We start from the raw sequence: 12,874 nt of genomic DNA, 5'->3' as shown, positions 1-12,874 counted from the left end.
CTATCAGCTAAGTCACTAAGACATTGTTTTATCTGTGCTACTAGCTCTTCAAGGTGCCTATACCTTTAAGTAAAACCCAACATTATCTTACGATTAATGCTGGGTTTCACTCAATTCAACTAGCCTGATCAGTTGGCGGTATTTGGTCTGGCGGTACTTCCGCTGGGGGAGCGAGTACCGCATCCGGTGCAATTTCCTCGACGGGAATTGGTTCTTTATTCTCAGCCTCAGAATGGGCTTGTGCTGCTTCCACCAACTCCGGAGATGGGGGATTTGGTGGAACTACTTCTGGAAGACTCTCAGTTTTCGCTTCCGTGTCAGTAGTGGTGACTACCTCATCGGTTGGTTTTTCTGATATGGCAGTTTGAAAGTCGGTGTCAGTGGTCGTAACTACTTCTGCTACTGGGGTTTCTGTTGTATCAGTAGTGTTGTCGATAATTTCAACCAGAGAAGAAGCTTTAGTTTTGGATGTTGCAGGTGCTTTTTTAGGAGTTTTTTGAAATTTATCTGTTACTCCACTAAAGGTGTTACCAACACCCTTTTGCAACTGGGCCAGCCGTTCTGGCAGAGACAACTTAGTAACCTGTTGCTGAATTGAAGTTTTTACAGCTTCTGAACTGGGGACTTGTGTTTGTTGTGCTTGCGGTGTTACCTGCCGACGTAATGAGAAAGTTTGCCAGCCAAACCAACCCAAAAGAGCGACACTAGCCACATGACCCAGCAAAAGACCGCCATTAATGCGTTGTGCAAAAACCCATAACATCAGAGCATAAAATAGCCCTATCCCACTCCAAATAAAATCATTCTTGCGATGGATTTCCGGAAAGAAGAAAGCTGATAAATAAATGGCTAAGCTTCCAAGGCCCACCGCCAAAGCTAGGACATATGCCAGCATTATTTGGTTACTCCTTACTGTGTCCTTTGACTAGATATTTCACTTTTGCAAATTTTGCAACTTAATTGTTGATTTAGATACAAATTAAAACTAATTATCTATGTTAGTTGTGTATCTTTGCAGCCTAGATTTACTCTTTCTTAATGTCTTCTTTAGGAGAGAAGCGAAAATCTCGGACTACCCTTAAAGATAAAAGGATCTGCAAGAGTTAGCCAAACATAGTTTATGACACTACAAAGCTTTGGTGTGATTGGTTTAGCCGTTATGGGCGAAAATATCGCTCTAAACGTCGAGCGTAATGGCTTCCCAATTGCAGTTTACAACCGGTCCAGAGAAAAAACCGATGCCTTTATGGCGCAACGTGCGCCAGGACGGAATGTCAAAGCCGCCTTTACCTTGGAAGAATTCGTAGCTGCACTAGAACGTCCTCGCAAAATATTAGTGATGGTGCAAGCTGGTAAGCCAGTCGATGCTGTGATTGCTCAACTCAAACCATTGCTAGATGAAGGCGATATCATTATCGACGGTGGTAACTCTTGGTTTGAAGATACAGAACGACGCACCCAAGAATTAGAACCTGCTGGGTTGCGGTTTCTCGGTATGGGTGTCAGTGGTGGCGAAGAAGGTGCTTTGAATGGCCCATCACTAATGCCTGGAGGTACACAAAGCTCCTACGAGTATCTCTCACCAATTTTTAACAAAATTGCTGCCCAAGTCGATGACGGTCCTTGCGTAACTTACATTGGGCCTGGTGGTTCTGGTCACTACGTCAAAATGGTACACAACGGCATTGAGTACGGCGATATGCAGCTAATTGCTGAAGCCTACGATTTGCTCAAAAGTGCTGCTGGGCTTGACCACAATCAACTGCATGAAGTGTTCACTGAATGGAACACCACCGACGAACTCAATTCATTTTTGATTGAGATTACGTCCAATATTTTCCCTTACATTGACCCTGAAACAAATTTACCCCTAGTCGATTTAATTGTTGACGCCGCAGGTCAAAAGGGAACCGGACGCTGGACTGTGCAGACTGCATTGGAATTGGGAGTTTCCATTCCCACAATCACAGCCGCAGTTAATGCCCGAATTATCTCTTCTATTAAAGACGAACGGGTAGCAGCATCCAAGATTTTGACAGGGCCTAGCGGTAAGTATGATGGGCAGGTCAAAGACTTTGTGAACAAGGTACGGGATGCTCTCTATTGCTCAAAAATCTGTTCTTACGCTCAAGGGATGGCACTGCTATCTACAGCTTCAAAAACATATAATTGGAATTTGAATCTGAGCGAAATGGCGCGGATTTGGAAAGGTGGCTGTATTATTCGCGCTGGCTTCTTGAATAAGATTAAGAAGGCTTTTAACGAAAATCCAGCATTGCCTAACTTGCTATTGGCCCCTGAATTTAAGCAAACAATTCTCGACAGGCAAACCGCTTGGCGGGAAGTCATAGCAACAGCCGCCAAATTGGGAATTCCAGTCCCAGCATTTAGTGCATCTTTAGATTATTTTGACAGCTATCGCCGCGATCGCTTGCCGCAAAACTTGACTCAAGCACAACGCGACTATTTCGGCGCGCATACCTACCTGCGTACTGATAAGCCTGGAACCTTCCACACTGAATGGGTTCCCATTGCTGAAGCTGAGAAAGGATAAACTTTCACCTCTCTAAATTCTTAGATTATTTGCTGGTGACTCTAGATATTAGAGTCACTTTTTTTGTCATAACCATAAAGACACAAATATTATTCCACAGCAAAACCAGTCAGTTGCCGCATTTTTGGTGTGTGAAAGCCAATGACAATATCCTGTTTAGGTACACCCATTTCTATTAATTCCGTAGCGATGTCTACTTCAGTAGTATTTTGCTGAATCCAGATCTTTTCATTTTTGAGATCCAGGTGGATGATAGGGCCATAAACCCGTTTTTGTTGATTCCAACCAACGCTGATAATTTGGTAGTGGTCACGTTGTGTATCAAATATCGGCTCGACGTCTACATCGCCATAACTAGGTTTATACTGTGCATATTTGTCCAGCAATTGCTGAATTATCAGCCGATATTGATCTAATTTAGCCATTGCACTATTTCCTCCGTTTCAATGTTGTAAATTAGCAGTAGAAGTTTAGTTTCCTGTACTACTGATTGGGTAAAGGGCAAGCTAAAAAAATCGTTATAAATTAAAGAAGGGACTGCCAAATATAAAATTCGTTCTGGATCTTCTGTCCGCAGGGCAAAACGATAGTTGATAAATTGCCCCAAGGCTGTATGAAATTCTGATATTTTTGAGGCACTAGCGAAACTTTTGATTTCAACTGCTATTTTCTCCCCGGCTTTTTCGGCGGCAATGAGGCGTTCTGCACCTAAATCAATTTGCACGTCTACACCACCACAACGAATACTTAACGGGTCGTCTGTAATTGTCCACCCGTCTTTTTCTAGGGCTGATCTAACAATGTCATGGAATAAATCTCGCGCCATACTTAGATTAGTAGATTTGAAACTCCTAACTTCTCAATTTTTTTGTGCAATATGATACCTCTTTGAAGTATCGAGAGTAGATTTTCAAGATGTGTGATGTAATAGAGACTTTTTTATCTGTAGTTCTTATTGATTTGGTGTGTTATTGTTTCCAAGGTATTTAGCTTTTAATTCTTCTAGCTCATCATCTATGATGCTTTTACTAGTAGATTGAGAAGTTGAAGTTGGTGGGTTTATTTTATTTTTTTGAGGCTTAACGCCGCCAAGAAATTGAGTTTTCATCTCCTCTAATTCTCGATCAATTTGACTGTGAGATTTGCTGTTTCCAGCAGGTTGAGGTGTAGATGGCGAAATAGTAACAGGCTTGGCTGATATGGCTGGTGTAGGCGCTACTGGCGACTTTTGGAGATCGTTGAGAACTTCATCGGCTGTTTGATAGCGACGAATGGGGATACTTTCTAGCATTTTGTTGAGAATGCGGCTCAACTCATTACTAACAGGAGTTTTTAAGTACTGCTGCCAAATCCAAGCATCATTATTAATATCATAAGAATCAAAAGGCGATCGCTCAGTTAATAACCGAATACAAGTAGCTCCCAAGCTGTAGATATCACTGGCAAAAATCGCCCGTCCTCTAATTTGTTCTGGAGCGACATATTCTGGGCTACCAATACTTGTACCAGTTCTGTTGAGAGCGGTGTTGGTGGCAGATTTAGAAGCACCAAAATCTACTAATACTAGTTTGGCATCGCTCGCACGTAAAATAATATTTTCGGGTTTAATATCGCGGTGAATTACTTGTCTGGCATGACAAAATTTCAGTACTGTCAATAAATCATTGAGCAACTGCCGTATCTGCACTTCATTGAAAGCGCCTTGCTCTACTAATTCCTGCGCTAAGTTTTTTCCATCAATAAATTCTTGTACAAGATACTGTCTGTCATCTTGAGTAAAATATGCCAGCAGTTCTGGAATTTGGGGATGTTTGCCTAATTCATCCAACTGCACGGCTTCTTGGGTAAATAACTCCACAGCTTTTTGCACAGTATTAGTGCCTTGGGCTTGGGGGTAAAATTGCTTAATCACGCAGCGCGGTTTCGAGGGTTTATCCTCATCTACCGCCAAAAAAGTTCTACCAAAACCACCTTGCCCTATAGGTTGAATAGCGCGATAACGTTCTTTAAGGAGTAACTTAGATCCACAAGTCAGGCAAAACTTGACAACATCAGAATTTTCCGGTTTTGGGCAACGGGGATTAAGGCAGTAGCTCATGGTGGCGCTAAAAATCGCTCTTATTTGTCTTTATTGTGCACTGCGATCGCCATTATTGAGTGTAATAGTCTGAGCATCATAGCAGCATGACCAAAATCTACGGCCTCGGTATGACTCATGTGTGCCTGTTCATCTGCTATAAGAATGCGAGGTAGTGACCAAATACTGCTTTTACAAAATAAATATGAAACAAAGTAATAAATGAATCAATGGCAAGAACAAATCAAGCCTTTGAGGCGAGGTACTAGCTGAGTCTTTGCAAACAATGAACCAAAGATTTAGGGGGAGTTTTGCACTACCTATTTTCTCTTATAAAAAAGAATAGCAGTGGTGCACAACAACTTATAATTATTTACTGGAGAATGTACTGCCAGCTATGCTGAGAGGTTACAAAAGTTTTAGGTAAGTCTGAAAGCCGTAATGAAATGCAATATGGCAGTATTTGTCCTAAAGTTGCTATCACAGCTTAATGAAAAGCTTACTTAAATAACAAGATTTTTTTACAATAAAGAGGTATTTTTTTGTACTGTTTTCAACAGATTCTAGTTCACAGAAGCCAAGATATAAAAGCCATTCTAAATCAAATAAGCTGTCTGATTACCTGTCTACATTCACACCTCAGAAACAATACAAAGGTGGAAAAAAATGGTTAATAATAAACAAATTGCTGATCATCCATCTCAACAAAACTATATAAAGCCTATAGACAAAATTGAGTTGGCTATGATTCAGAATCGCCGGGCTGTCAAGCGTTTTAGCATACAACAAACTCTGGGCGATCACATTTTAGAAACAATCACAATTTCTTCTGTGTTGATTGCTAGCTTTTTCGGGATAAGTGCGTTGGGATGTTGGGGGCTAGAAATCATTGATACTAATACTAAATTAGTAATCATCAGCAAGCAAGAGGATTGGCAGACACGAAAGCATGTCTGTCTAGGCTGGATGCTAGTAGGTTTGTCCAGTTTTCTTGGTAGTGCTTCGTTAGCTAGCAAGCCTCATCGATAAGGGCAATCATTCTAGATGTTTAATACATAGGTTAAAACATTTATAACCCAGTTTTTACAAGGATTTTAAAGATTGCTTACATGCCTTCAATCAACTTAGCTATTAGATTTTTTCATAGTTGATAATGATTTAGATAACTAAAATAGAATTTTCAAATTTTGAGCCTCAGCATGATTTATTATGCTGTATAATCCGCTAAAGGTATATGGCTAAGACATTAAGACATATAAAAATAAAATTTTATCTTCTATTTTTTTACTGAGTTAATTTTCTGATGGGTCTAATTAATTAACGTAATTCAAACTTCAAATTTTCTAATTACTTCTGACTTTAGCTAATTTTTTCGCTGGGTGAATAAGCTTTAAGAAAATGCACCTTGTACTTCAGAATTTATTGTAATGATGGTTTAGTACAACATTTCATATTTGTGAAGAATTGAATCATTTGCTGGTAACACCTGAATAAACCTGATAACAATATAATAATCTGGGAAATTTCGTACTAATACCAAATAGGGAACTCAATCACTACTCTTAAGCTCTGTTGAGAGACTAAGGGTACTATTTGTTTGGGTAGATAAATAAATGGTTAGATGCAACAATTAAAAATCTAGCTATTCAACCAGCGTTTCAGCATTATCAATGACAGTTCTTGAAAAGGTGATTAAGCCATTGCCTTTTCTTTACTCTGCTTTTTGGCGTATTTCTTCTTCAAGGCAGCGCCAAATCCTAAAGCCGTTGCTGAACCTAAGATAGTTAAAGGTTCAGGAACATCTGTAGCAACTATGCTGTATGAGTAACTGCCAATAGCGCCTTTTTTCTGTTGTCCAGTGATAGCTCCATCAGCTACGGCATTTACACCATTGTAGAATTTTCCAGCGATCGAAAAGCCATCAATACTGGTAGTGTTTGATTCGGTCGTTCTCAGAAAGTTGGATATGCTAGTTACCTGAAACTTTATCCCATTACTAAAAGTAAGGAATGGGTCAGTTATGGAAGCTAAATTTGCTGTGTATAGAGCTGATGTAGCATTGACGTTAGAAATTTTATTCAATAGCAGGCTATAGGGGTTGCCAGTGCCGATGGTAACATTGGTTGAACCAGCAAATATACCATCAGCACTCAAAACAGTTCCTGGATTACTGAATTTGAGTGTTTCAGTGAGTGGATTAACCTGGGATTGATTCTGAAAACTCAGCAGTCCCGCAAAATTTGCACTTCCTACTGTAGCTGCTTGAGCTTGTGATACACCGACAGTGCTACCTAAGGACAATGTGCCACAAGTCAAAGCTATTCCCAAGCCTATTGATTTGAAATTCATAATTTTCTCCATCCAGAATTACTAGATTTTTGCTATCTGCAAACTTTCCTAATGAGTTGCAAACATTAGCTCTTCAGGAGTTAGTAAACATTCACTTCCTTATTTATATTTGCTGTTAGTAGCAATAACAAGGACATGTTAATCTCATTGTCGCAGATATTTTCATTATCTAAGTGTTTACTCTAGACTTACATAAAGTGTTTGTAAAAAAAATACATTAGTCCATAAAGTTCGTATAAAGTCTTACTAATACTCTTAAATACTAAGCTTTTTAAGTATCATATCTGGTTTTATTAAGAGAATATTAAGTCAGTGTTTTATATTTAAAGGTATAAAAAATGGCTATTAAGCAGGTAATTCCAGCACAAAAATCTATCAAAAGCATGACTGATGTTCATTCTGTTATAGCACAGTAAACAAAATACACCCTTCAATACTTTAAGTATTTAAAGCATTCATCATGAGATTCTAGATTATACAAAGGCTGATTAAAAAATCACAATTATCTGTGAAGCTAAGATAAAGAATAGTTGCTCCAACCAATTTTAAATCAATTACCTATCTTTAGAGTGATGAAATCTCTATAACTCTTTGTAAGTAAAAATATTTAGTGCCACTTCGGATTTTGTCGCTACGTTTTCAATCTTTGAGTAGCTATGCAAGGCAGCAAAACTCATCCTTAGTGCTATATCTTGGCGCTAGACTAGGAATAGGCAACCGAACTGTGCTTTATGATTAAATACTAATGGCAGAATTTTTGAACAGGCAGGCTAACTAACGCATTATGCTCTTCAGACTGTAGAAATTTGTTAGCATACCTACTTGGTAATACAAACTGCGATCGCAATCATCCAATTGCCATATTGGAAATTGTGCAGGATTGAAAGTCATCAGTTTACAAGAATACTAATTCTTCAAAAAGGTGCAACAGATGATGATCCCAAGATGCAGAAAAGCGGTTCTTCAAGTCTTTATACTCAGTAAATCTAGACGCAATTTAGAGACATAGCATCCTATGTCTCTAAGATTAATATTTTCAGACATCGCTTGGCAGCAAAATTTAAGCAGCACAAAAAATCGGGGCAGGTTTTAAACCCACCCCGATTGATTCTGAGATATTCCGCCCAACTGCTGCGGCTACAGGCTTTAAACTATTAACTAGATTCACCATATCTTCTAAAGATAGTGCTTGACGTGCATCGGAAACAGATTTTTCTGGTTCTGGGTGACACTCGATAATTAATCCATCTGCCCCACAAGCAACAGCAGCTTTAGCCATAGGTGCTACTAATTCTCTTTTACCCACAGCATGGGATGGATCTACAATCACAGGTAGATGAGTGATTTGTTTGAGAGCAGCTACTGCTCCTAAGTCCAACACATTGCGAGTGTAATTATCAAAGCTACGAATACCTCTTTCGCAGAGTACCACATGAGGATTGCCGTGGCTCAAAATATATTCAGCTGCCATGACGAATTCTTCAATTGTCGCCGCCAGTCCTCGCTTGAGTAGTATCGGCTTCCCAGCTTGTCCCAAAGCTTTGAGCAAATCGAAGTTTTGCATATTACGGCTACCAATTTGCAGCATATCAGCATGGGCAGCAACTATTTCAATTTGGGCAATTGACATAACTTCAGTCACAACTGGGATATTGTAACGCGATCGCACCGCTGCCAAAATTTCCAGTCCTTCTTCTCCCATTCCTTGGAAAGCGTAAGGAGATGTGCGAGGTTTGTAGACGCCGCCACGTAAAGCCTGTACAGGTGCAGCAGCTAACTTTTGCGCGACTGTCTGCATTTGCCCTAAGCTTTCAACTGTGCAGGGACCACCGATAATTACTATTTCTTCTCCTCCGAAGCTGACTGTTTCTGAGAGTTTGACAATTGTTTGGTGGCTAGGATGAGATTGAGCAGCGAGTTGAGCATTAATCATTGTGAGATTCTCCTTGTATGAGGTTATGAGAGTGAGGTTGATAACAAAAAAGCCCGGAAACTCAGCTTGAGAGTTCCGGGCGCGTTCTAAATCATCGACATGACGCTATTTACCTGGAACTTGCTCTGGGCCAAAAGTAAAAACCATAAAACCAACTACCGAAATAGATCATGACGATGAAATGCTCCAAAAAAACAAAAACCGCAGAGTTTGCTCTGCGGTTCACCTGGCGGTTTCCATTAGGAAACTAATTCACCGCCGGTGAACCGCCTTAAACCAAAAATAAAAGTAAGATTTGCTGTTGAACATTTTTAGTGTACGCAACTAGATAATTTTGATGTAATCCTTATATATAAGTCACGATAACAGACCCAGTTGGAGGAGTCAATAGCTCCACAACTCTTGAAAAAGGGTTAAACTCAGTACTATTGCGCCTGTCAAGACGTTTTCCTGACTTATAACCGTAGAAATTATATAAACTTACAACTATTTTTGGGTCATGGGTAACAGGATATTGATGAACTCTAAACAATCTAGCAATTCATCATTCCTGTCAAATTCCGCGGCAGCCCAATCACATTATTAGTGCCACTAGGTTTTATGATGCCTCGTTCTAAAATTTTAGCCACATCTTTCGACTCTCAAGGAGCTTACCCTTGCCCAGTCTGCCGTGTAGGTAAGATTACTCGGATGCCATTAATGGAAGCTATGGCTTGTGACTTCTGCCAAGAGATTTTTACTGTCAACCTAGAACAACAGCAAATCAAGATGCCTTCCCGCCAACCGCCGCTAATTTGGTCTTGGAATGGTTTTAGCTGGACAGAAGCCCAGTTAGAAGGGGTGGAATTAGGTTGGGGCTATGGGTTAGCAGCAATTGCTTTTATACTCTTGCCCACAACTTTGATTGGCATTGTGGCTTACAATTTTCCTCCATCTCCACATCAATTTATTACTTGGATACCATATATCTGGACTATATTAACTTTTCTGTTACATTTAGCAATTATTGTTTGGATTTTTATTGAGGTTTATCAAATTCCAGTTGCAGCATATTTAAGAGCTATAAATCGATGGAGAAATGGATAGATGGAGAGATAGAAGATAGAAAAAAATTAATCATAACTATTAACTAAAGGAAAAATCCCAGAACAGCCCAATTATGCCAGCTGCTAAGAGTGGTTTGCCAACAGAAAGGTTATTGATGGACTGAGTTCGTCACTATTGGCTTGTATAATAACTGTGTGAAAGTGTTCTGCTGTAAGACTTCACTATACAAGCAGTTGCAACAGAAATACCCCGTCTCTCGTTTCAGGTTTGGCGAAAGGGTCGAATTTGCCTATTCTGCGCTTACGCTCAGAATCAGCAGTCAGCAAAGATCGTATCTGGCTTGATTATTTACAATCATAGGAGTTTCACCAACCACTAATCGTCAAATTGAACAACAAAACTATTTGCGATCATTTTTAGATAATGTTAAAGGAGTAGATAAATACGACAAAAACACTATACAAGTAGCTTTTACAATAGCTAATACACCTGATAAAATTGCCGTACTGTATCAGTTAGCATATTAATATAACTTTTTTTGCAACGAAGGCTACTGTGGCTCAATTAATATATTGAGCTAGTCAGGTTGCTAAAACTACTTCTATTGGCACTCAAAAACTCAAAGTATATGTGTTATTAAATAGTACAAGTAAATAGAGATTTAATAAAGAATTAAGCCAATAGAGGGATGCATCACTCATAATTAACTTGATTGTCCACTAAAACATCTTATGAGCGAGTTGGAACGGTATTATAGAGCCTTGGAATTAGAGCCTGGTGCAACACTTGAGGAAGTGAACCAGGCTTATAAAGATTTGGTTTTTGTGTGGCACCCCGATCGCATTCCGCAAGACAATCTCCGTTTACAACAAAAGGCACAAGACAAAATTAAAGCAATTAATGAAGCACGTGATAAATTGCGTTCTCTAAAAGTTAAGCATCAACCTGAAGTTAAGCATCAACCTGCAACTTACTCACCGCGTTACTCACAACCTTACTCACCGCCTGACTCTCCACCACCACCACCTCAACCAAAAAAGCCACCGCAAACAAACCATCAACCAACACAGAAAAATTCCGATTTGAGTGGTCAAGACTTTAGTCGAGCTAATTTGAGTAACAAAGATTTATCCGGAAGAAACTTGAGTTTTGCGAACTTGAGTGGTGCAAATCTCAGCGATACTTTTATGCACAAAGTTAATTTGAGAGGTGCAAATTTATCGGAAGCAAATTTATTTCGGGCTAACCTACTTTTAGCCGATCTCCGAGAGGCAAATTTGCGCTCTGCTAATTTAATTGGAGCAGACCTCAGTGGCGCTGACTTGCGGGGAGCTGATTTAACAGGTGCGCGGATTCGCTCTGGCGAGCGCCTTCTGGTTAAACTCATTGGAGCTAATTTAAGTGGAGCCATTATGCCTGATGGTGCAGTTCACACTTAACCTGCTTTTGTCACTCACTCTATAGAAAGAAACATAATTGAAAATACTCGATACTGCTGTCTATCAAAAAGGTGATGTCTGCATTCCCAAGGTCATAGAAACGCTATCAGATAATTGCCCCAAATTAGCTACAATAACTGCCGATCGCTCCACCCATGTTTTGTTTGGTAGTAAAAATTTGGAATCAAATGTATCTCGGATAGGCGTTTAAACTTCAGTTGACACCAATGGCGCTAGACTCATCCTTAATCGTTGAGATGAATAAATCATTGCAGACAATCTTTACCAAACACCGTCTACTCTGGGCGATTTTACTCTTAGTTACAGCACTGCTAGTGACTTTAGGGCTTTCCCTCTCTCAAGGCGCAGTACCTTTGAGTGGAAGTGAATTATGGCAAGCAATTCTTCACCAAGGCGATCCGGTGAAGCAGACAATTCTCTGGGATTTGCGGCTTCCGCGGATTATTGCCGCACTGATTGTTGGTGCAGCTTTGGGAATGTCAGGCACGCTGCTGCAAGGAATGTTGCGTAATAGTCTTGCCGATCCCTTTATTTTGGGTATTTCCGCAGGTGCAGGGCTAATTGTCATATTTATGGTGGTGTTGCAAATCTTCCCGGCTGCTATTCCTCTGGCGGCGTGGGTGGGAGCAATTTTGACTTCGGCTATAGTTATTTTCCTGGGCCGTGCGGGGTCAGGAATTGCAGTTGAGCGCTTAATTTTAGGCGGAGTGGCTGTGAGTTCTTTATTTGGTGCAGTACAAAGTACATTACTGCTGTTAGCCGAAGACGGTCAAATTCAAATTGCACTTAACTGGCTGGTTGGTAGCCTAAATGGACGGGGTTGGAAAGAAATTACCACTACTGGCCCTTACATTATTGTGGCATTGCTGGGCGGATGTTTGCTGGCGCGATCGCTCAACGTGCTGGCCTTGGGAGATGATTTAGCTTTGGGTTTGGGAGTATCATTAACGCGATCGCGTCTTTTAATTGGTGGTGTTGCTACTTTACTCGCCGCAGGTGCAGTTAGCATCAGCGGCTTGATTGGGTTCGTCGGTCTTGTAGTTCCCCACGGTGTCCGCTTAATTGTCGGTACAGATCATCGCTTTGTTTTACCGCTTTCAGCACTAGCAGGTGCATGGTTACTCATCTTTGCCGATTTACTCTCTAGATTAGGAGCCATAGAATTACCTGTAGGTTCCGTCACCGCCTTGCTGGGTTCACCGTTATTTATCTGGTTACTTTATCGCCGTTCTGCTGGTTTGAATCAGTAGGGCACAATGTTTTTTGCAGGTGATTCTCGATAATTTTGAAGTTGACAATACGATTACATCGACCTGCAATTCAATTACATCGACCTGCAATACGATTACATCGACCTGCAATTCAATTACATCGACCTGCAATACGATTACATCGACCTGCAATACGATTACATCGACCTGCAATTGTAATTAATCACGGGGCGTAGACGCGGA

At 40.3% G+C, this 12,874-nt stretch carries 12 protein-coding genes; 6 read left to right on the top strand and 6 right to left on the bottom strand.

What is annotated here, in order from left to right; translation table 11 throughout:
* Positions 1 to 115 precede the first annotated feature (115 nt).
* Positions 116 to 895 (bottom strand): Ycf66 family protein, encoded by a 780-nt coding sequence (locus BV375_RS26500; protein WP_086766018.1) that lies wholly within the window; start codon positions 893 to 895, stop codon positions 116 to 118.
* A gap of 225 nt (positions 896 to 1,120) precedes the next feature.
* On the opposite strand from BV375_RS26500, the gene gndA reads away from it, so the two are divergent.
* A complete protein-coding gene (gndA, locus tag BV375_RS26495) occupies positions 1,121 to 2,554 on the top strand; it encodes an NADP-dependent phosphogluconate dehydrogenase (protein WP_086766016.1) in 1,434 nt (477 codons plus the stop codon).
* A gap of 89 nt (positions 2,555 to 2,643) precedes the next feature.
* Here the strand turns inward: gndA and BV375_RS26490 are convergent, their stop codons facing one another.
* From BV375_RS26490 to BV375_RS26480, 3 genes are all read right to left on the bottom strand, one after another.
* Positions 2,644 to 2,979, bottom strand: coding sequence for a XisI protein (locus BV375_RS26490; RefSeq protein ID WP_086766014.1), 336 nt, complete (start codon positions 2,977 to 2,979; stop codon positions 2,644 to 2,646).
* Positions 2,967 to 3,380, bottom strand: a complete 414-nt coding sequence (locus tag BV375_RS26485; protein WP_086766012.1) for a XisH family protein — start codon at positions 3,378 to 3,380, stop codon at positions 2,967 to 2,969. The genes BV375_RS26490 and BV375_RS26485 overlap by 13 nt, the downstream gene beginning before the upstream one ends.
* 126 nt (positions 3,381 to 3,506) lie before the next feature.
* On the bottom strand, positions 3,507 to 4,652 hold the full coding sequence (locus BV375_RS26480) for a serine/threonine-protein kinase (RefSeq protein WP_086766010.1): 1,146 nt from the start codon (positions 4,650 to 4,652) through the stop codon (positions 3,507 to 3,509).
* Between the two features lie 645 nt (positions 4,653 to 5,297).
* On the opposite strand from BV375_RS26480, the gene BV375_RS26475 reads away from it, so the two are divergent.
* On the top strand, positions 5,298 to 5,660 hold the full coding sequence (locus tag BV375_RS26475; protein ID WP_086766008.1) for a hypothetical protein: 363 nt from the start codon (positions 5,298 to 5,300) through the stop codon (positions 5,658 to 5,660).
* Between the two features lie 663 nt (positions 5,661 to 6,323).
* Here BV375_RS26475 and BV375_RS26470 read toward each other — a convergent pair.
* The gene (locus BV375_RS26470) at positions 6,324 to 6,980 is read right to left on the bottom strand and encodes a PEP-CTERM sorting domain-containing protein (RefSeq protein WP_166507533.1); all 657 of its coding nucleotides are present in this window, start codon (positions 6,978 to 6,980) and stop codon (positions 6,324 to 6,326) included.
* Between the two features lie 1,060 nt (positions 6,981 to 8,040).
* Positions 8,041 to 8,913 carry a 3-deoxy-7-phosphoheptulonate synthase gene (gene aroF / locus BV375_RS26465; RefSeq protein ID WP_086766004.1) on the bottom strand — a complete coding sequence of 291 codons (873 nt, stop codon included), beginning with the start codon at positions 8,911 to 8,913 and terminating at the stop codon, positions 8,041 to 8,043.
* Positions 8,914 to 9,516: 603 nt separating this feature from the next.
* On the opposite strand from aroF, the gene BV375_RS26460 reads away from it, so the two are divergent.
* From BV375_RS26460 to BV375_RS26450, 4 genes are all read left to right on the top strand, one after another.
* Entirely contained in the window at positions 9,517 to 9,999 is a 483-nt protein-coding gene (locus tag BV375_RS26460; protein ID WP_086766002.1) for a hypothetical protein, read from the top strand.
* 692 nt (positions 10,000 to 10,691) lie between these two features.
* Complete coding sequence (locus BV375_RS26455; protein WP_086766000.1) at positions 10,692 to 11,399, top strand: pentapeptide repeat-containing protein; 708 nt, start codon at positions 10,692 to 10,694, stop codon at positions 11,397 to 11,399.
* Positions 11,400 to 11,436: 37 nt separating this feature from the next.
* Positions 11,437 to 11,610 carry a hypothetical protein gene (locus tag BV375_RS37195; RefSeq protein ID WP_166507532.1) on the top strand — a complete coding sequence of 58 codons (174 nt, stop codon included), beginning with the start codon at positions 11,437 to 11,439 and terminating at the stop codon, positions 11,608 to 11,610.
* 16 nt (positions 11,611 to 11,626) lie between these two features.
* Positions 11,627 to 12,670: an iron ABC transporter permease gene (locus BV375_RS26450; RefSeq protein WP_166507531.1), complete on the top strand. Its 1,044-nt coding sequence runs from the start codon at positions 11,627 to 11,629 to the stop codon at positions 12,668 to 12,670.
* The last annotated feature ends 204 nt before the right edge of the window (positions 12,671 to 12,874 follow it).

The sequence above is a fragment of the Nostoc sp. 106C genome (genome assembly GCF_002154725.1).
GTDB lineage: Bacteria > Cyanobacteriota > Cyanobacteriia > Cyanobacteriales > Nostocaceae > Aulosira.
This window is presented reverse-complemented; position numbering and strand designations above follow the sequence as displayed.